Consider the following 19855-nt stretch of genomic DNA (forward strand, 5'->3'; position numbering starts at 1 on the left):
ACATGCTTTATCTCTTGCTCGTCGATCTGAGCGACCAGCTGTCGGTGTTCAATGTCTTCCGGTACATCACCTTCCGGACCGGGGGCGCCATCGTCACCGCGCTCGCCTTCGTGTTCCTGTTCGGCCCGGGGCTGATCGCGCTGCTGCGCCTGAAGCAGGGCAAGGGCCAGCCGATCCGCGGCGACGGGCCGGAGCGCCACATCGTGGAGAAGCAGGGCACGCCGACCATGGGCGGGCTGATGATCCTGTCCGGCATCGTCGTGGCGACGCTTCTGTGGGGCGACCTGTCGAACGGCTATGTCTGGGTGGTTCTGCTCGTCACGCTGGGCTTTGGCGCCATCGGGCTCTATGACGACTATCTCAAGGTCACCAAGACCTCGCCGCGCGGCTTCCGCAGCGGCGCGAAGTTCCTCATCGAGTGCCTGATCGCGGCGGCGGCCTGCTACGCCTTCATCCGGCTTGGCGACGCGCCCCTGTCGAGCTCGCTCACTTTCCCCTTCTTCAAGGACCTGATGCTCGATCTGGGCTGGTTCTTCATCGCTTTCGGGATCTTCGTCATCGTCGGCACGGGCAATGCGGTGAACCTCACCGACGGGCTCGACGGGCTCGCCATCGTGCCGGTCATGGTCGCCGCGGCGAGCTTCGGGCTGATCGCCTATCTGGTCGGCAACGCCGTCTTCGCGGACTATCTGCAGATCCATTTCGTGCGCGGCACGGGCGAGCTCGCCGTGTTCTGCGGCGCGATGCTGGGCGCCGGCCTCGGCTTCCTGTGGTTCAACGCTCCCCCGGCCATGATCTTCATGGGCGACACGGGCTCGCTGTCGCTCGGCGGCGCGCTCGGCGCCATCGCGGTCGCCGCCAAGCACGAGATCGTGCTGGCCATCATCGGCGGCCTGTTCGTGCTGGAGACGGTCTCCGTCGTCGTCCAGGTCGTGTCCTTCAAGCTCACCGGCAAGCGCGTCTTCGCCATGGCGCCGCTGCACCATCATTTCGAGCAGAAGGGCTGGAAGGAGCCGACCATCGTCATCCGTTTCTGGATCATCTCCGTGGTGCTGGCGCTCATCGGGCTGGCCACGCTGAAGCTGAGGTGACGGCCCCATGATCCCGGTCAAGACAAGCGCGGGAAGGACGGTCGCCGTCTTCGGGCTCGGCGCGAGCGGGCTCGCGGCGGCGCAGGCCCTGTCGGCGGGCGGCGCGCGCGTCCTCGCCTGGGACGATACGGAGGAGGCGCGCAACCGCGCCATCGCCTCCGGCATCGCCATCGCCGATCTCTCGCTCACCGATCTGAGCGACGTCTCCTCGCTGGTGCTGAGCCCGGGCGTGCCGCTGACCCATCCCGAACCCCATCCCATCGCGAGGCGCGCGCGCGCCTCCGGCATCGAGGTGATCGGCGATACCGAGCTGTTCTTCCGCGAGATCGCGGCGCGCGGGCTCGACACGCCGGTCGTCTGCATCACCGGCACCAACGGCAAGTCGACCACCACCGCGATGATCGGCCATATCCTCAAGGCCGCGGGCCGGGACGCCGAGGTCGGCGGCAATATCGGCCGCGCGGTCCTCGATCTCAGCCCGCCCGTCGCCGGCCGCCACTACGTGCTGGAGCTGTCCTCCTACCAGATCGACCTGACGCCGGGCGCGCATCCGCAGGTCGGCGTTCTGCTCAACATCTCCCCCGACCATCTCGACCGCCATGGCAGCATGGAGAACTACGCCGCCGTGAAGGCGCGCCTGTTCACGCGCCAGACCAGGGCGGACACCGCCATCGTCGGCGTGGACGACGCCCATTCCATCGCGATCGCCGAGCGCGTCGCCAATCATGTCCGCGTCGTTCCGGTCTCCGCCACCCACGCGCTGGACACCGGCGTCCACGCCGCCGACGCGGTGCTCCACGACATGGAGGACGGCCGGGAGCGGGCGCAGGTCTCGCTCGCGGGCGTGGCCTCGCTGCGCGGCACGCACAACTGGCAGAACGCCGCGGCGGCCTATGCGGTCTGCCGCGCGCTCGGCCTCGAGCCGGCCGAGATCGAGGCGGGGTTGCACAGCTTCCCCGGCCTTGCCCACCGGATGGAGGAGGTCGGCCGGCGCGGCCGCGTGCTCTTCATCAACGATTCCAAGGCGACCAACGCCGACGCGGCGGCCCGCGCGCTCGCCGCCTTCGACCGCATCTACTGGATCGTCGGCGGCCTGCCGAAGGCGGGCGGCATCGAGAGCCTGAAGGCCTATTTCCCGCGCATCGCGCGCGCCTATCTGATCGGCAAGGCGGCGGGGGACTTCGCGAAGTCCTTCGAGGGGGCGGTCGACTATGTGGTCAGCGGCACGCTGGAGGCCGCGGTCGCGCAGGCGGCGAAGGATTCCGCCGCGGATGGCGCCGAGGAGCCGGTCGTGCTCCTGTCGCCGGCCTGCGCCTCGTTCGACCAGTTCCGCAATTTCGAACTGCGCGGCACCGCCTTTCGCGACGCCGTGCAGCGGCTTGAGGGCGTGAGCCCGGGCAAGGGAGAAGCGGCATGAGCCTCATCAGCCGGAAGGATCGCGGCCTCATCGCAAACTGGTGGTTCACCATCGACCGCCTGTTGCTGACCGCGCTGCTCATCCTCGTCGCGCTCGGCGCCATGCTGTCCATGGCGGCCAGCCCGCCGGTCGCCGAGCGCCTCGGTGTCGATCCCTTCTTCTTCTTCCGGCGCCATGTGGTCTACATGGTGCTGGCGGCCATCGTGCTGGTCGCCACCTCCTTCCTGAACCCCAGGCAGGCGCGGCGCATCTGCCTGGTGGCGCTGATCGCCGGCATCGGGCTGATGATGCTCGCGCTGGCCGTCGGGCCGGAGGTGAAGGGCGCGCGGCGCTGGCTCGATATCGGCCCGCTGTCGATCCAGCCGTCGGAATTCGTGAAGCCCGCCTTCATCGTGCTCACCGCCTGGCTGTTCGCGGAGAACCGCCTGCGCCCCGACATGCCGGGCGTCCTGATCGCGGGTGGCATGCTGGCGACCGTGCTCGGCCTCCTGATCCTGCAGCCCGACTATGGCCAGACCATTCTCGTCGGCGCGGTGTGGGCGGAGCTCCTGTTCCTGACCGGCATCTCCTGGACGCTCATCGCGGGGCTCGGCGGTGCGGCGATCGGCGGGCTCTTCTTCGCCTATACGTCGGTCAGCCACTTCGCCTCGCGCATCGACCGGTTCCTCAACCCGGAGGCCGGCGACACCTATCAGGTGGACACCGCCATCCAGGCCTTCGAGCATGGCGGGCTGTTCGGCGTCGGGCCGGGCAGCGGCACGGTGAAGAGCATCCTGCCCGATGCCCATTCCGACTTCGTCTTCGCGGTCGCGGGCGAGGAGTTCGGGCTCATCGCCTGCCTCATCCTGCTCGGCCTGTTCGCCTTCGTTGTGGTCAGGGGCCTGCGTCACGGGCTGCGCGCGCACGATCCGTTCATCGCGCTGGCGGTCGTCGGGCTCGTGTCGATCTTCGGCTTCCAGGCGGCGATCAACATGGCGGTCAACGTGTCGCTCCTGCCGGCCAAGGGCATGACGCTGCCCTTCATCTCCTATGGCGGCTCCTCGCTCATCTCCATGGCCTTCGCCATGGGTCTCGTCGTCGGGTTGACGCGGCGGCGGCCGGCCGGCTTCGCGCCACCGCGCGCGGGCCTCGTGGGCGCGACGGCATGAGGCGGTCATGGCAGTGACGAGGGGACCGGTGGAGGATCGGCGCAAGACCATCGTGCTCGCCGCGGGCGGCACGGGCGGGCATCTGTTTCCCGCCCAGGCGCTCGCGGAGATCCTCGGCGAGCGCGATTTCGCCGTGCATCTCATGACCGACCGGCGCGGCCGCGACTATGGCGACCGCTTCCCCGCGATCCGCATCTTCGAGATCCCGTCGGCAACCGTCACGCCGCGCCAGCCGCTCAGGCTGCCGGGCCAGCTCTGGCGGCTCGCCACGGGCTATCTCAAGTCGCGCCGGCTCCTGAAGGAGCTCCAGCCGGCCGCGGTGATGGGGTTTGGCGGCTATCCCTCGATCCCGCCGCTCACCGCCGCCCGGCGCATGGGGCTTCCCGTCTTCCTGCACGAGCAGAACGCCGTCATGGGCCGCGCCAACCGGTTCGTCGCCGCCGAAGCGAGCCTCATCGCGACGGCCTTTCCCGAGGTCGCCAAGCTTCCCGAGGGCAAGGCCGGGTCCGCCGTCTTCACGGGCAACCCCGTGCGCGAGGCCGTCCACGACGCGGCCAAGATCTCCTATGCCCTGCCGGGATCGGAGGACCCGTTCCGCCTGCTCGTCTTCGGCGGGAGCCAGGGGGCGCAGATCTTCTCCGACGTGGTGCCGAAGGCCCTGACGGGGCTTCCCGCCGCCATGCGCCGGTCTCTGAAGGTGACCCAGCAATGCCGGCCGGAGGATGTCGAGATCGTGCGCGCCTTCTATCTGGAGGCGGGGATCGAGGCGGAGGTCGCGCCGTTCTACACCGACCTCGCCCGGCGGATCGCGCGTTCCCATCTCGTCGTCGCGCGGGCGGGCGCGTCGACCGTCGCCGAGCTCGGCGTGATCGGCCGTCCCGCGATCCTCGTGCCGCTGCCCCATGCGCTCGACAACGACCAGCTCCTGAACGCCCGCGCCTTCACCCGGGACGGCGGGGGTGGATAATCGAGCAGCGGGAGTTTACCAGTGAGAAGCTCTCCGCCCTCGTGATGCGCCTGCGCTACGACGAGGACCGGCTGGCCTTCGCGGCCGACGCCGCGCGCCGCTTCGGCACGCCCGACGCGGCCATACGCCTGGCCGACGCGGTGGAGCGCGCGCTTAGAGCAACCTGCGTCCGGACGGACGCAGATAAGTTGCTCTAACACTTTAAGAACGATCAACTTTTCTGCGCCCAGGTGGGTTCGCCTGAGCGCAGGTCGATCCGGCGCCTGAACCGATTTGAGGAAGGAACTCCGCAATGAAAATACCGCGCGACGTCGGGCCGATCCATTTCGTCGGCATTGGCGGCATCGGGATGAGCGGCATCGCCGAGGTGATGGCCATGCTCGGCTACGAGGTCCAGGGCTCCGATATCGCGGCCAATGCCAATGTCGAGCGGCTCAGGGGCCTGGGCATTCCGGTGGCCATCGGCCATAACGCGGCCAATCTGGGCGAGGCGGAGGTCGTGGTCATCTCGTCCGCCGTCAAGCCCGACAATCCGGAGGTCGCCGCAGCGCGCGCCCGCTTCCTGCCGGTGGTGCGCCGCGCGGAGATGCTGGCGGAGCTCATGCGCTTCAAGTCCTGCGTCGCGGTCGGGGGGACGCACGGCAAGACGACGACCACCTCCATGGTCGCAGCCCTGCTCGACGGGGCGGGCCTCGACCCGACCGTCATCAATGGCGGCATCATCAACGCCTATGGCACCAATGCGCGCCTCGGCAAGGGCGACTGGATGGTGGTGGAATCGGACGAATCCGACGGCACCTTCGTCAAGCTGCCGGCCGATGTGGTGATCGTCACCAACATGGACCCGGAGCATCTCGACCACTATGGCAGCTTCGACAGGCTGCGCGAGGCGTTCCTCGCCTTCGTCCAGAACATCCCGTTCTACGGCTTCGCGGTGATGTGCATCGACCATCCGGAGGTGCAGGCGCTGATCGGGCGGGTGACGGACCGCCGGGTCATCACCTATGGCAAGAGCCCGCAGGCCGATGTGCGGCTGCTCGATCTCGACTATGTGGACGGCGAGGCGCATTTCTCCCTGCGCTTCCACGACCGGCGGACCGGCGAGCAGACCGTGATCGAGCGCCTGCGGCTGCCCATGCCCGGCGAGCACAACGCGCTCAACGCCGTGGCCGCCATCGCGGTCGCCCATCAGCTCGGCATCGGCGACGAGGCCATTCGGTCCGCCCTTGGCGGTTTCTCCGGCGTGAAGCGCCGCTTCAGCCGGACGGGCGAGTGGAACGGCGTCGCCGTCTATGACGATTACGGCCACCACCCGGTGGAGATCGCCGCCGTGCTCAAGGCCGCCCGCAGGGTGGCGGAAGGCCGGGTGATCGCGGTCGTCCAGCCCCATCGCTACACGCGGCTCAAGAGCCTGTTCGACGATTTCTGCTTCTGCTTCAACGATGCCCATACGGTGGTGGTGGCGCCGGTCTATCCGGCGGGCGAGGCCCCGATCGAGGGCGCCGACCACAATGCGCTTCTGGAGGGCTTGCGCGCCCGCGGCCATCGCCATGCGCTGAAGATCGACGGGCCGGAGGAGCTTGCCGCAACGATCCGCGACATTGCCCAGCCGGGCGACATCGTGGTCTGCCTCGGGGCCGGCAGCATCACCCAGTGGGCCCACGCGCTGCCCGGCGAGCTGGCCGGCGCCGAACCGGCGAAGAAGCAGGCATGAGCGCCAGGACAGGACCGAGACCGACACCGCTCATCCCGGCGAAAGCCGGGATCCCGGGCATCTTGGGCAGGAGATCCTGGCTTTCGCCGGGATGAGCGGAAAATCGCAAGGGCCGGCCCATGCAGGCGGTCGCGTCCTGCATGAGGACATCGCAGCCCCGGCGAGACGGGTATGACGCAGTGAGATCGGGACCAAGGGAATGAGACCAGCGAACGGACGGATCGATGGCGAGGCACTGCTGGCGCGTTTGCCGGAGGTGCGCGGCCGGCTCGTCGCGGAGGCGCCGCTGTCCGGTCTCACATGGTTCCGCGTCGGCGGACCGGCGGAGGTGCTGTTCACGCCCGCCGACGAGGACGATCTCGCGGCCTTCCTCGCCGCCCTGCCGGGAGAGGTGCCGGTCACGGTCATCGGCGTGGGCTCCAACCTTCTGGTCCGCGACGGCGGCGTGCCGGGTGTCGTGATCCGGCTCGGCCGCGGCTTTTCCGCGATTTCCGTGGAGGAGGGCTACAGGGTGCGTGCCGGCACGGCGGTGCCCGACGTGAAGGTCGCGCGGGCCGCGCTCGACAACGGTATCGCCGGGTTAACCTTTTTGAGGGGAATCCCCGGCACCATTGGCGGCGCGCTCCGGATGAACGGGGGAGCATACGGGCGCGAGACGAAGGATGTGCTGATCGGCGCGCGCGCGGTGGATCGGCAGGGCCGCCAGGTGAGCCTCGCTTTGGAAGACATGCACTACAGCTACCGCCATTGCGGCGCCCCGGATGACCTGATCTTCACCGAGGCGCTCTTTCAGGGCGAGCCGGGGGACAGCGACCGCATCGCGGAGGCCATGCGCGAGATTACCGAGGCGCGCGAGCAGAGCCAGCCCGTGCGCAGCCGCACCGGCGGGTCGACCTTCAAGAACCCGCCGGGCGAGAAGGCCTGGCAGCTCATCGACGCCGCCGGCATGCGCGGCTTCGCCGTGGGCGCGGCACGCGTGTCGGAAAAGCACTGCAATTTCCTCATCAACGAGGGCGGCGCGACGGCGGCCGATATCGAGGCGCTGGGCGAGGAGATCCGCAGGCGCGTGCGCGAGACCTCCGGCATCGCGCTCGACTGGGAGATCCGCCGCATCGGGGTGCCGGCGGGCGAAACGGCCAGGGAGACGGCATGATGGCAGCACTGAACCCGCATATCGCCGTCCTGATGGGCGGCTGGTCCGCCGAGCGCGAGGTGAGCCTCGCCTCGGGCGAGGCCTGCGCCGCGGCGCTGGAGCGCAAGGGCTACCGCGTCACGAAGATCGACGTGGCGCGCGACATCGTGCGGGTTCTGGAGGAGCTCAAGCCCGACGTGGCGTTCAACGCGCTGCACGGCAAATGGGGCGAGGATGGCTGCGTCCAGGGCATTCTGGAAACGCTGGCCATTCCCTACACCCATTCCGGCGTATGCGCCTCCGCCGTCGCCATGCACAAGGACATGTCGAAATCGGTGTTCCGGGCTGCCGGCATTCCCGTCGCCGACAGCGTCGTCGTCACGGTGGAGGAGGTCGCGGCGGGCCATCCGATCGACCCGCCCTATGTGGTCAAGCCGGTGGCGGAGGGCTCCAGCGTCGGCGTGCATATCGTGCATGAGGGCGCCAACCGCCCGATGCAGGAGCTGCTTGCGGAAGCCGAGCTGTTCGCGGGCCATGTCCTGGTCGAGAAATACGTCGCCGGCCGCGAGCTCACCTGCGGCGTGATGGGCGGCGAGGCGCTCGACATCATCGACATCGTCCCCACCACGCGCTTCTACGATTACGAGGCGAAATACGCCCCCGGCGGCTCCCGGCACATCGTTCCGGCGGAGCTGCCGGAGGATCTCTACCGGCGCGTCCAGGCCCATGCGCGCGAGGCCTATCGCGTTCTGGGCTGCCGCGGCGTGGGCCGCGCCGACTTCCGCTACGACGACACGCCCGGCGGCACGGGCGAGCTCGTCATTCTGGAGGTCAACACCCAGCCGGGCATGACCGACACCTCGCTCGTGCCGGAAATGGCGCAGGAGCGGGGGATCGGCTTCGAGGATCTCGTCTCCTGGATGGTCGAGGACGCATCATGCGATCGCTAGGACCGGGCAGGCCGCGGCGCCAGCGGCCGGTCTCGCAAGGCAGGGCCCCCTATCTCGCGCCGTCCGCGCCGCCGACGAGGCTGCAGCGGGCCAACGCGGTGCTGGAGCGCTGGTCGCGGCGCCTGAAGGGCCCGCGCACCGTCTGGCTGGCGCGCGGCGGCGCCATCGTCTTCCTCGGCGCGACGCTCGTCTACGGCCTGGCGGTCGGCGGCCATTTCGCCGTGCGCGGCAGCTCGCTCAAGGCGCTGCTCGACGAGGGCTCGGCCATGGTCGGGCTCGCCGCCAGCGAGATCTCCATCACAGGCCTCCATCGCCAGAGCCGCGAGGCGGTGCTCGCCGCCATCGGGGTGGAGGAGGGCCGCTCGCTCGTCGGCTTCGATGCCGCGGAGGCGCGCGACGCGCTGCAGCGGCTCGACTGGGTGGCCTCGGCGTCCGTCCTGCGCCTGTTCCCCAACCGGCTCCATATCGAGCTGCGCGAACGCGTGCCCTATGCGCTGTGGCAGGACGAGGGCGAGTTCTACGTCATCGACAGCTCCGGCATGGCGATGACCCAGCTTCCCGTCCGCAAGTATCGCGACCTGCCCGTCGTGGTCGGCAAGGGCGCGAACGAGGCCGCCGTCACGCTCATTAACCAACTGGAAGCCCAACCGGCCCTAAAGTCGATGGTGCGCGCGGCGGTGAGGGTCGCGGAGCGCCGTTGGACGCTTTATCTGGCCAACGGAATCAAGGTGGCCCTCCCGGATGGAAACGTCGCGGGCGCTCTCGCCAGGCTCATGACGCTCACGGATCGTTACGGGCTCATGACGCGGGACATTGTGAGTGTCGATCTGAGATTGCCGGACCGCGTGACGGTCCGTTTGTCGGACGAGGCGGTCGAGCGCGAGGCGAAGGGGCCGGCGCTCGCACGCAGGTGAGTGTGTGGTTGAGTACAATCGGGGCGTTGACGGGATGACTGTGGTTTCCCTCCATGGCCGCTCGGGGCAGGGCGGCACCGGCCTTAAGGATACATCGCCGATCATCGCGGCAATCGACGTGGGCAGCACCAAGATCGCCTGCCTCGTCGCGGAGCTGCAGACGATCCGCAACCGCTCCTTCGGCGGCGAGAAGACCCGCCAGCTCAAGGTGCTGGGGCTCGGCCACCATGCCGCCCACGGCATCCGCCAGGGCGCGGTGGTCAATCTCGACGATGCGGAGCGCTCGATCAGGCTCGCCGTCGATGCCGCCGAACGCATGGCCGGCGTGACGGTCGACACCGTCTTTGTGAACATCTCCGGCGGGCGCCCGCGCTGTCACGGCCATACGGGGGCGACGCGGGTCGCCGGCACCGAGGTCGCCGACCAGGACGTCCAGGCCGCGATCCGCGCCGCGGAGGCCCATATCGACCCCGCCGGCCGCGTGCTCCTGCACATGACGCCCGTGCAATACGGTCTCGACGCGGCGCGCGGCGTGCGCGACCCGCGCGGCATGTTCGGCAAGCGCCTGTCGGTGGAGCTCAATGCGGTGACGGTCGAACCCGGCCCGTTGCGCAATCTCGCGCTCGCCATCGAGCGCTGCCACCTGACGGTCGCCGGCATGGTGATCGCGCCCTATGCGGCGGGCCGCTCCGTTCTCGTGGAGGACGAACGCTCGCTCGGCGTCACCTGCATCGACATGGGCGGCGGCACGACCAGCGTCTCCGTCTTCATGGAGGGGCATCTGGTCTTCGCCGATGCCGTGCCGGTCGGCGGCCAGCACATCACCAACGATATCGCACGCGGCCTGTCGACGCCCGTCGCCCATGCCGAGCGCATGAAGACGCTCTATGGCAGCGCGCTGCCGAGCGTGTGCGACGACCGGGAGCTGCTCGCCGTGCCGCTGGTCGGCGAGCGGGGTACCGATACGGTCTACAAGATCCCGCGCTCCATGCTCACCGGCATCATCCGGCCGAGGCTGGAGGAGACCTTCGAGCTGATCCGCGAGCGCCTCGAGGCGGCGGGCTTTGCCAAGCGCGCCGGCCGCCGGGTGGTGCTGACCGGCGGGGCGAGCCAGATGACCGGCGCGCGCGAGCTCGCCAACCAGGTGCTCGACAAGCACATCCGGCTCGGCTTCCCGCAGCCCGTCACAGGCATGCCGGAAGCCGCCCGCGGGCCTGCCTTCGCGGTGGCCGGCGGCCTTCTGGAATATGCGCTGAGGCCCGACGAGCACACCGTCGCGCTGCCCGACATGGCGACGTCGGCTGCCAATGGCGGCTACCTCTCCCGCGTCGGCCAGTGGATCCGCGAAAGCTTCTGACGGGGGTCCGGTGCCGTCTGCCGGGGGCGCCCGCCGCGCAGCGATTCAGGACTCGCCTCCCTTTCCGAATCGGGGAATCATACCGGGGTCATTCGCTGTCGCGCCCACCGGCGCCCGCATGGCTTGTGGAAAACTTTGCCGTCCGCACCGTCCGGTCGCGTGGGGATGCCCCGTGCATGCGGGATTCGCGGTCAACGGTTGCCATCCGGACCGGCCCGCGAGGGCCGCGCCGGGGCAATTGGTAAACCCGCGTTAACCTTTTGTTATCCTCTTAGTAAGAATGATTGCTGCGGGGATACAAACGGACGCCAGCCATGACAATCAATTTGACTGTACCAAATCTTGCCGAACTCAAGCCGCGGATCACCGTGTTCGGCGTCGGCGGGGCCGGCGGGAACGCGGTGAACAACATGATCCAGTCGCAGCTCGACGGGGTGGAGTTTGTGGTCGCCAATACCGACGCGCAAGCTCTGGCACAGAGCTCCGCGGAGCGACGGATCCAGATGGGGACAGCCCTGACGGAAGGGCTTGGCGCGGGCTCGCAGCCGCAGATCGGGGCGGCCGCTGCCGAGGAGGCGCTGCCGGAGGTGATGGATCACCTGGCCGGCGCCCATATGGTGTTCATCACCGCCGGCATGGGCGGGGGACCGGCACCGGTGCCGCGCCCGTGATCGCACGGGCGTCCAAGGAGCAGGGCATCCTGACCGTCGGCGTGGTGACCAAGCCGTTCCAGTTCGAGGGCCAGCGGCGCATGCTGACCGCCGAGCGCGGCATCGACCAGCTGTCGAAGCATGTCGACACGCTCATCATCATCCCGAACCAGAACCTGTTCCGGGTCGCCAACGAGAAGACCACCTTCGCGGCGGCCTTCGCCATGGCCGATCAGGTGCTCTATTCCGGCGTCGCCTCGATCACCGAGCTGATGACGAAGGAAGGCCTGATCAATCTCGACTTCGCCGACGTCCGTGCGGTGATGAGCGAGATGGGCAAGGCCATGATGGGCACCGGCGAGGCCTCCGGCGAGAAGCGCGCGGTGGAGGCGGCCGAGGCCGCGATCTCCAACCCGCTGCTCGACGATGTGTCCATGCGCGGTGCGCGGGGTCTCCTGATCTCCATCACCGGCGGCCACGACCTCACCCTCTACGAGGTCGACGAGGCGGCCACCCGCATCCGCGAGGAGGTCGACCCCGACGCCAACATCATTCTGGGCGCGACCTTCGACGAGTCGCTGGAGGGCATCATGCGGGTGTCCGTCGTGGCCACCGGCATCGAGGAGCCCGCCGAGGAGGCCGAGGACGACGGCTATGCCGACGATCTCGTGCAGGAGGCGGAGCGCTCGTCCTACGGCTATCCGGGCCAGCCCCAGCAGGGCTATGCCGAGGCGCCCGCCGCCGCTCCCGCCGAGCCGAAGGCGGCGCGCGAGCCGGAGCCCGTGCAGCCGGCGCCAGCGCCGGCCCCCATGGCGGAGGCCGAGGCCGACGAGCTGTTCGAGACCGAGGAGCCGGCGGCCGCGGCCTATGACGAGGACATCGCCGCCGAGCAGGCGATCCGCGAGCAGGCCGCCCGCCAGGCGGCACCCGCCCAGCAGCCGGCCCAGCAGCCTGCCATGCACGACGAGCAGGTGGCGCCCCAGCCCCAGCCCAGGCGTCCCGCCGCCGCGGCGCAGCCCCAGCAGGCCGCCGCGCCGCAGCCGGAGGAGGGCGCCGGCAATCCCCGTCTTCCGGGCATCGAGGACTTTCCTCCCGTCGCCCAGCGCCAGTATGCCGCGCGCCATGGCAATGTGGAGGACCTGAACGCCCACGCCCAGAAGAAGCAGCGCAAGAGCCTGCTCGAGCGTCTGGCGAGCGTCGGCCTCGGCCGTCGCGACGAGGAGGACGAGGCCGCGGCCGGCCCGAAGGCCGAGCCGACCATGGGCGCCCGGGCCGAGCGCCAGCAGGCCGCGCCGATGCCGACCCGCGAGGCGGCCTCCGGCGAGCGCCGCGCCGCTGCCGCAGCCGCGGCGGCCGCCACCGCCCAGGCGATCAACCAGCAGCCCGATCCCGAGCTCGACGACGACCAGCTCGAGATTCCGGCCTTCCTGAGGCGCCAGGCGAACTGACGTCCCGGAGCGCACACGCTCCGGCCAGGACACCCGATACGACACGACCCCGGCGGCGCCTAGTGCCCGCCGGGGTCGTCCGTTTATGCGCGGGCGTCCCGTTCGGATCGGTCGATACTGTGGATTGAAACTTCGGAAAGATGTGCAACTATAAGTCGTAGTCGCCGATTCCCGAGGCAGCCTTGACGGGCGGTTAAGGATCGGCAGGCTATCGTACCGGCCGGGAGGCGGCGAGCCGTGCGGCGGCACACCGCGCCATGAAACGGCCCCGCTTTGCCGATAAGCGGCCAGATGCCATTGGCTTGAGGGGCCCTGATGGTCTAAAAGGGCGCGGACGATGCGGCAGTCGGACAGGGGCGGCGACCGGCGCGGTGAGTGGAAGCGTTTACGGATGGGTTTCGCGATGAGATGCAAGACGGCCGCGAGAAGTCGGCGCACGAGGTTCATTGCCGTCATGGCCGCCACGCTCGCCCTTGGCGCCTGTTCCTCCCTGTCGGACATGTGGGGCGGGGGCGACGACAGCCAGGCCTCCGGCGTGACGACGGCGCCGCCCGGCGGCACGGCCCCGGCAGACGATGTCCAACCCGTCGCCCAGCTCTACAACAAGGGCCTCGACGAGCTGAAGGACGGCGACTACCGCGGCGCGGCCAAGCAGTTCGAGGAGGTGGAGCGCCAGCATCCCTATTCGAGCTGGGCCACGCGCGCGACGCTGATGGCGGCCTATTCCTACTACCAGCGCAACGCCTATGACGATGCCATCAACGCCGCCCAGCGCTTCATCACCCTCCATCCGGGCCACAAGGACGCGGCCTATGCCTATTATCTGATCGCGCTGTCCTATTACGAGCAGATCGCGGATGTGCGCCGCGACCAGACGGCGACGGAGAAGGCGCTGTCCTCGCTGGAGGAGGTCGTCCGCCGTTTCCCCGATTCGCCCTATGCCAAGGATGCCAAGGCGAAGGCCGTGCTCGCGCGCGACCATCTGGCCGGCAAGCAGATGGAGGTCGGGCGCTACTACCTGAACAAGCGCGCCTATGTCGCCGCCATCAACCGGTTCCAGACGGTCGTCACCAAATACCAGACGACCTCCCATGTGCCGGAGGCGCTCTATCGCCTCGTGGAGGCCTATATGGCGCTCGGCGTGACGTCGGAGGCGCAGACGGCGGCGGCGGTTCTGGGGCACAACTATCCCAACAGCCAGTGGTATGACGACGCTTTCGCGCTTCTGAAGTCGGACGGCCTGGAGCCGCAGAAGAACGAGGAATCCTGGATCAGCCAGGCGCTGTCCTCCGTCAATCCGTTCTGATCGGCCGGGGCTGTCCGGTGCCTCCGGCCTTGCCGGCCCGGAGCGCCGGTCGCTCATGACCGGCGCGGCGATGCCGGTTCCCTCTCGATTGGAGGGGCCACCATCGGGTATAAGAGCGCCATGCTGACCGCGCTCTCGATCAGGGACATCGTGCTCATAGAACGGCTGGATCTCACGCTCGGGTCCGGCCTGACCGCCTTTACCGGCGAGACGGGCGCGGGCAAGTCGATCCTGCTCGATTCGCTGGGGCTGGCGCTCGGCGCGCGCGGCGATGCCGCGCTCGTGCGCGAGGGCGCGGAAAAGGGCGTGGTGACCGCCGCGTTCGACCTCGCCCCCGGCCATGCCGTCTTCGCCCTCCTGAACGAGCACGACGTGGAGGCCGATGGCGAGCTCGTCATCCGCCGTGTCCAGTCGCGCGACGGGCGCAGCCGGGCGACGCTCAACGACCAGCCCGTCTCGGTGAACCTTCTGCGCCGCGTCGGCAGCCTGATCGCGGAGATCCACGGCCAGCACGACGACCGCGCCCTGGTCGACGTGGCCAATCACCGCCGCCTGCTCGACGCCTATGCGGGGCTCGAGCGCGAGGGCGCGGAGGTGGCGCAGGCCTGGGAGGCCTGGCGGGCGGCGGAGGACGAGCGCCGCGCCCATGCCGAGCGGCTCGAGCGGGCGGAGGCCGAGCGCGCCTTTCTGGAGCATGCCGTCGCGGAGCTCGACGAGCTCGCGCCGGAGGAGGACGAGGAGGATGCGCTCGCCGACCGCCGCCAGATGATGATGAATGCCGAGCAGTTCGCCTCCGCGCTCAACGAGGCCGCGGACGCCCTTGCCGGCGACGGGGCGGGCGGGGCGAAGCTCAATGCGGCGCTCAGGCGGCTGGAGCGCCGCCGCGAGGAGGCCGGCGGCCGGCTCGACGCCGTCATCTCCGCCCTCGACCGGCTGCTTGTGGAGATGGGCGAGGCCGACAGCGCCATCGCGGAGGCCCAGCGCAGCTTCGAGTTCGACCCCTCCGAGCTCGACCGGATCGAGGAGCGCCTGTTCGCGCTGCGCGCGGCCGCCCGCAAGCACAAGGTGCAGGTCGGCGAGCTGCCGGCGCTTCTGGAGCGGTTCCGCGCCGATCTCGACGGGATCGAGGAGGGCGGGAACAGGCTCAGGCATCTGGACGCCGCGGTCGCCGCCGCCCGCGCCCATTATCTCGACTGCGCCCACGGGCTGAGCGCGAGCCGGCAGGCCGCCGCCGCCCAGCTCGGCGAGGCGGTCATGGCCGAGCTGGGGCCGCTCAAGCTGGAGCATGCCCGCTTCGAGGCGGCGGTCGAGACAGATGAGGGCCATGCCGGCCCGCACGGCATGGACCGGGTGGAGTTCCGCGTGGCGACCAATCCGGGATCGGCGCCGGGGCCGCTCATCAAGATCGCCTCGGGCGGCGAGCTCGCCCGCTTCATGCTGGCGCTGAAGGTGGTGCTCGCGGCACGCGCCAGCGCCCCGACCCTCATCTTCGACGAGATCGACACCGGCGTCGGCGGCGCGGTCGCCGATGCCATCGGCGCGCGGCTGGCAAGTCTCGCCGACGCGCTTCAGGTGCTCGCCGTCACCCATTCCCCCCAGGTCGCCGCGCGCGCCCACGCCCACATGCTGGTCGCCAAGAACGCCCATGGGGACGGCGGCGTGGCGCGCATGGTCACCCGCGTCGACGTCCTGGGCGACAGCCACCGCCGCGAGGAGATCGCCCGCATGCTGTCCGGCGCCTCGATCACCGAGGAAGCCCGCGCCCAGGCCCAGAGACTGCTCGCCGGCACGGGCTAGATGTGTATTGCACGCAACACGCCATGCAGCCCGGCCCGCGCCGGGATGGGCGGACGGCGCAGGCGCCGGCCCGTGCGGGGGATCGCGCATGGTCCCCGGGTTGGAGACAATGCCGCTCATCCCGGCGAAAGCCGGGATCCAGGGCGTCCGGGTCGGGGGTGGGGCTGATGGCCTTCTACGTCTACATCATGACCAACAGGCCTCATGGCGTCCTCTATACCGGTGTGACGGACGACATCGCCAAGCGCGCCTGGATGCACCGTGAGCATGTGCTTGGGGGATTTACCGACAGGTACAACTGCGAAATGCTCGTGTGGTACGAGGGTCACGGATCGCGTGAGAGCGCCTTTGTTCGCGAGCGGCGCATCAAGGAGTGGAAGCGCGCATGGAAGATAGAGCTGATCGAGGACATGAACCCGGGCTGGCGGGATCTCGCCAGCGAACCGATGTGACCTTGCCCGTATGGCACGAGATCCCGGCTTTCGCCGGGATGAGCGGCAGGATGCGGGCGTCAGGCGCCGAAACGCCAATCTCCAGAACGGACCCAATCCGATGACCGCCAAGGACCCCGCCTCGATCGCCGTCGATGCCCTCTCCGAAGACGAGGCGAGGGTCGAGCTCGAACGGCTCGCCCGCGAGATCGCGCATCACGACGATCTCTATTACCGCGAGGACGCACCGGAGGTCTCGGACGCCGACTACGATGCGCTGCGCCAGCGCAACGAGGCCATCGAGCAGCGCTTTCCAGCCCTCGTGCGCGACGACAGCCCCAGCCTGCGCGTCGGCGCCGCCCCCTCCGAGCAGTTCGCGAGCGTGCGCCATGCGGTGCCGATGCTGTCGCTCTCCAACGCGTTTTCCGGCGAGGACGTCCAGGAGTTCGTGCAGCGCATCTCCCGCTTCCTGCGGCTCGACGAGGACGAGCCGGTGGAGCTGACGGCGGAGCCCAAGATCGACGGGCTGTCCATCTCGCTTCGCTACGAGAACCGGCGCCTGGTCACCGCGGCGACGCGCGGCGACGGCTTCGCGGGCGAGAACGTCACCGCCAATGTCATGACCATCGGCGACATTCCCCGCCGCGTCTCGGCGGATGACATGCCGTCCGTCTTCGAGGTGCGCGGCGAGATCTACATGACCCATGACGAGTTCGCCGCGCTCAACGCCCAGCAGGAGGCGGCGGGCGGCAAGGTCTTCGCCAATCCCCGAAACGCCGCCGCCGGCTCGCTGCGCCAGCTCGACCCCGAGGTCACCGCCCGGCGCCCCTTGCGGTTCTTCGCCTATGCCTGGGGGGAGGCGGAGAGCCTGCCCGGCGACACGCAGTGGGCGGTCTACGAGGCCTTCAGGCGCTGGGGGTTCCCCGTCAATCCGCTCATGGAGCTGTGCTCGAGCGCGGAGGAACTCCTCGCCGTCTATCGCCGGATCGAGGAGACGCGCAGCCAGCTCGGCTACGATATCGACGGCATCGTCTACAAGGTGAACCGCCTCGACTTCCAGGAGCGCATGGGCTTCGTCTCGCGCAGCCCGCGCTGGGCCATCGCCCACAAGTTCCCCGCCGAGCAGGCCACGACGGTCCTCAACGATATCGAGATCCAGGTCGGCCGCACGGGCGCGCTCACGCCGGTGGCCAAGCTCGAACCGGTGACGGTCGGCGGCGTCGTCGTCTCCAACGCGACGCTCCACAACGAGGACGAGATCGCGCGCAAGGACGTGCGCATCGGCGACACGGTGGTCGTCCAGCGCGCCGGCGACGTCATCCCCAGATCGTCTCCGTCGTCGCGGAGAAGCGGCCGGACGGGGCGGAGCCCTTCGTGTTCCCGACCGTCTGCCCGGCCTGCGGCAGCCATGCGGTGCGCGAGACCCATCCGCGCACGGGGCGCGTCGATGTGGTGCGCCGCTGCACGGGCGGGCTCGTCTGTCCGGCCCAGCGGGTGGAGCGGCTCAAGCACTTCGTCTCACGCAACGCCTTCGACATCGAGGGGCTGGGCGACAAGCAGATTTCCGCCTTCTACGAGGACGGGCTGATCCAGTCGCCGCCCGACATCTTCACGCTGGAGGCGCGCGACAAGGGCTCGCTGAAGAAGCTCAAGGACCGCGAGGGCTGGGGCGAGACCTCGGTGAAGAACCTGTTCGAGGCCATCGACGCGCGCCGCGAGATCGGCCTCGACCGGTTCATCTACGCGCTCGGCATCCGCCATGTGGGCGAGACGACCGCGAAGCTGCTCGCGCGCTCCTATGGCGGCATCGAGCCGTTCCTGGAGGCCATGGAGGACGCGTCGAAGGGCGCGGAGACGGAGGCCTACCAGGAGCTCGACAATATTTCGGGGATAGGCCCGGTCGTCGCCGAAGCCATCGCCCAGTTCTTCGCCGAGCCGCATAACCGGGAGGTCATCGCGGCGCTTCGGGAGGAAATCTCGGTGATGCCGGTCGAGCAGGCGGCGAGCACATCGCCGGTCTCCGGCAAGACCGTCGTCTTCACGGGCTCTCTGGAGCGCATGTCGCGCGACGAGGCGAAGGCCATGGCGGAACGGCTCGGCGCGAAGACGGTCAACTCCGTGTCGAAGAAGACCGACCTCGTCGTCGCCGGCCCCGGCGCGGGCTCCAAGCTCAAGAAGGCGGAGGAGCTCGGCGTCGAGGTCGTCGACGAGGCCGGCTGGTTCGACCTCGTGGGCGAGGGCTAGGGCCATGGGCGGCGGCCGCCATGCGGGCGATGCGGATATCCGGGTCCGCTCGCGAATGGCTTGCGGTTCATGCCCTGCGCACTACTGTGGCCGTCGCGACAGACCGATGCACGAGGCCGGGGCACCCGCGGCCATTGCCCCACCGGCGTTCAAATCCAGATGAAGGCTCAGATGACCGTCCCCAACCGTACCCTCGAACACGCGCATATCCCGGAACTGCCCAATCCCTATTTCGGCAAGGTCCGCGACTGCTACGACCTGCCCGACAACCGCCGGATCCTCATCGCCTCCGACAGGATCTCCGCCTTCGACCGCATCCTCGCCGTCATCCCCTTCAAGGGGCAGGTGCTGACCCAGACCGCCCGGTTCTGGTTCGAGCACACCGGCGATATCTGCCCGAACCACGTGCTCGACTATCCCGACCCGAACGTCGTGATCGGGCGGCGGCTGAACATCCTCCCCGTCGAGATCGTCGTGCGCGGCTATCTGGCCGGGACCACCGGCACATCGATCCTGACGCGTTACAAGAAAGGGGAGCGCACGCTGTACGGCCATCGCTTCCCCGACGGTCTGCGCGACAACGAGGCGCTGCCCGCGCCCATCATCACACCGACCTCGAAGGCGTCGGATGGCGGGCATGACGAGCCCCTGACCGCGGCGGAGATCGTCGCCCAGGGCCTGCTCGACGCGGAGCAGTGGGACCGCGTCTCTGCCATCGCTCTCGCCCTCTTCGCCCGCGGCCAGGCCATGGCGGCGGAGCGCGGGCTGATCCTGGTCGACACGAAATACGAGTTCGGAACCGACGAGGACGGCACCATCGTGCTGGCCGACGAGATCCACACGCCCGACAGCTCGCGCTTCTGGCTCGCCGACGGCTATGCGGACGCCTTCGAGACCGGTCGCCGGCCGCCGTCCTTCGACAAGGACATCATCCGCGCCTGGGTCGATGCGCGCTGCGACCCCTATAACGATCCGATCCCGGAGATCCCGGCGGACATGATCGCGGCCACCGCGCAGGCCTATGTCGACGCCTTCGAGGCGATCACCGGCCAGACCTTCCGGCCCGATATGACAGGCGAGACGCCATTGGCACGGATCCGCGCCAATCTGCGCCCCTATTTCAGCGCCGGGTCCTGACGGGGCGCGGGCAGGCGCGGGCCGCAACTGGAGTGCTTTCGGGAAAGGTGGAGACCGCTTTTCCGGTTCGAAAGCGCGGCGATACAGGGACCTGGAGCGGATTGCGGACAGGTTGAATCGGCATGTCTTCCCGCTCATCCCGGCGAAAGCCG

General features: G+C 69.3%; 13 protein-coding genes and 3 pseudogenes. All 16 read left to right on the forward strand.

What is annotated here, in order from left to right; all coding sequences use genetic code 11:
- The first annotated feature begins 2 nt into the window (after positions 1-2).
- The 16 genes and pseudogenes from mraY (at position 3) to HW532_RS20695 (ending at position 19703) form a co-directional block, all read left to right on the forward strand.
- The gene (gene mraY, locus HW532_RS20625; protein ID WP_213162254.1) at positions 3-1091 is read left to right on the forward strand and encodes a phospho-N-acetylmuramoyl-pentapeptide-transferase; all 1089 of its coding nucleotides are present in this window, start codon (positions 3-5) and stop codon (positions 1089-1091) included.
- Between the two features lie 7 nt (positions 1092-1098).
- Entirely contained in the window at positions 1099-2508 is a 1410-nt protein-coding gene (gene murD, locus HW532_RS20630) for a UDP-N-acetylmuramoyl-L-alanine--D-glutamate ligase (protein ID WP_213162255.1), read from the forward strand.
- Positions 2505-3656, forward strand: a complete 1152-nt coding sequence (gene ftsW / locus HW532_RS20635) for a putative lipid II flippase FtsW (protein ID WP_213162256.1) — start codon at positions 2505-2507, stop codon at positions 3654-3656. Before murD ends, ftsW begins: the two co-directional genes overlap by 4 nt.
- Positions 3657-3663: 7 nt before the next feature.
- Positions 3664-4820, forward strand: a pseudogene (gene murG, locus HW532_RS20640) (undecaprenyldiphospho-muramoylpentapeptide beta-N-acetylglucosaminyltransferase).
- 95 nt (positions 4821-4915) lie between these two features.
- A complete protein-coding gene (gene murC / locus HW532_RS20645; protein ID WP_213162257.1) occupies positions 4916-6337 on the forward strand; it encodes a UDP-N-acetylmuramate--L-alanine ligase in 1422 nt (473 codons plus the stop codon).
- Between the two features lie 199 nt (positions 6338-6536).
- Positions 6537-7490, forward strand: coding sequence for a UDP-N-acetylmuramate dehydrogenase (gene murB, locus HW532_RS20650; RefSeq protein ID WP_213162258.1), 954 nt, complete (start codon positions 6537-6539; stop codon positions 7488-7490).
- The gene (locus HW532_RS20655; RefSeq protein ID WP_213164678.1) at positions 7490-8419 is read left to right on the forward strand and encodes a D-alanine--D-alanine ligase; all 930 of its coding nucleotides are present in this window, start codon (positions 7490-7492) and stop codon (positions 8417-8419) included. Before murB ends, HW532_RS20655 begins: the two co-directional genes overlap by 1 nt.
- Positions 8407-9333, forward strand: a complete 927-nt coding sequence (locus HW532_RS20660) for a cell division protein FtsQ/DivIB (protein ID WP_213162259.1) — start codon at positions 8407-8409, stop codon at positions 9331-9333. The genes HW532_RS20655 and HW532_RS20660 overlap by 13 nt, the downstream gene beginning before the upstream one ends.
- 34 nt (positions 9334-9367) lie before the next feature.
- A complete protein-coding gene (gene ftsA, locus HW532_RS20665) occupies positions 9368-10690 on the forward strand; it encodes a cell division protein FtsA (protein ID WP_213162260.1) in 1323 nt (440 codons plus the stop codon).
- A gap of 314 nt (positions 10691-11004) precedes the next feature.
- Positions 11005-12788, forward strand: a pseudogene (ftsZ, locus tag HW532_RS20670) (cell division protein FtsZ).
- Between the two features lie 454 nt (positions 12789-13242).
- On the forward strand, positions 13243-14094 hold the full coding sequence (locus HW532_RS20675; RefSeq protein WP_213162261.1) for an outer membrane protein assembly factor BamD: 852 nt from the start codon (positions 13243-13245) through the stop codon (positions 14092-14094).
- 120 nt (positions 14095-14214) lie between these two features.
- The gene (gene recN, locus HW532_RS20680) at positions 14215-15891 is read left to right on the forward strand and encodes a DNA repair protein RecN (RefSeq protein ID WP_213162262.1); all 1677 of its coding nucleotides are present in this window, start codon (positions 14215-14217) and stop codon (positions 15889-15891) included.
- Positions 15892-16058: 167 nt separating this feature from the next.
- A complete protein-coding gene (locus HW532_RS20685; protein ID WP_213162263.1) occupies positions 16059-16343 on the forward strand; it encodes a GIY-YIG nuclease family protein in 285 nt (94 codons plus the stop codon).
- Between the two features lie 100 nt (positions 16344-16443).
- A pseudogene (ligA, locus tag HW532_RS22280) lies at positions 16444-17721 on the forward strand (NAD-dependent DNA ligase LigA); the annotation flags it as partial.
- A gap of 95 nt (positions 17722-17816) precedes the next feature.
- Positions 17817-18566, forward strand: a complete 750-nt coding sequence (locus HW532_RS22290; RefSeq protein WP_246480005.1) for a helix-hairpin-helix domain-containing protein — start codon at positions 17817-17819, stop codon at positions 18564-18566.
- Positions 18567-18737: 171 nt separating this feature from the next.
- Positions 18738-19703: a phosphoribosylaminoimidazolesuccinocarboxamide synthase gene (locus tag HW532_RS20695; protein WP_213162264.1), complete on the forward strand. Its 966-nt coding sequence runs from the start codon at positions 18738-18740 to the stop codon at positions 19701-19703.
- The last annotated feature ends 152 nt before the right edge of the window (positions 19704-19855 follow it).

This window comes from Kaustia mangrovi (genome assembly GCF_015482775.1).
In the GTDB taxonomy this organism is placed as follows: domain Bacteria; phylum Pseudomonadota; class Alphaproteobacteria; order Rhizobiales; family Im1; genus Kaustia; species Kaustia mangrovi.

Bases quoted from the DNA above. Each gene is read 5' to 3' on its own strand.
- mraY (WP_213162254.1), top strand. From the start codon at position 3: ATGCTTTATCTCTTGCTCGTCGATCTGAGCGACCAGCTGTCGGTGTTC.
- murD (WP_213162255.1), top strand. From the start codon at position 1,099: ATGATCCCGGTCAAGACAAGCGCGGGAAGGACGGTCGCCGTCTTCGGG.
- ftsW (WP_213162256.1), top strand. From the start codon at position 2,505: ATGAGCCTCATCAGCCGGAAGGATCGCGGCCTCATCGCAAACTGGTGG.
- murC (WP_213162257.1), top strand. From the start codon at position 4,916: ATGAAAATACCGCGCGACGTCGGGCCGATCCATTTCGTCGGCATTGGC.
- murB (WP_213162258.1), top strand. From the start codon at position 6,537: ATGAGACCAGCGAACGGACGGATCGATGGCGAGGCACTGCTGGCGCGT.
- HW532_RS20655 (WP_213164678.1), top strand. From the start codon at position 7,490: ATGGCAGCACTGAACCCGCATATCGCCGTCCTGATGGGCGGCTGGTCC.
- HW532_RS20660 (WP_213162259.1), top strand. From the start codon at position 8,407: ATGCGATCGCTAGGACCGGGCAGGCCGCGGCGCCAGCGGCCGGTCTCG.
- ftsA (WP_213162260.1), top strand. From the start codon at position 9,368: ATGACTGTGGTTTCCCTCCATGGCCGCTCGGGGCAGGGCGGCACCGGC.
- HW532_RS20675 (WP_213162261.1), top strand. From the start codon at position 13,243: ATGGCCGCCACGCTCGCCCTTGGCGCCTGTTCCTCCCTGTCGGACATG.
- recN (WP_213162262.1), top strand. From the start codon at position 14,215: ATGCTGACCGCGCTCTCGATCAGGGACATCGTGCTCATAGAACGGCTG.
- HW532_RS20685 (WP_213162263.1), top strand. From the start codon at position 16,059: ATGGCCTTCTACGTCTACATCATGACCAACAGGCCTCATGGCGTCCTC.
- HW532_RS20695 (WP_213162264.1), top strand. From the start codon at position 18,738: ATGACCGTCCCCAACCGTACCCTCGAACACGCGCATATCCCGGAACTG.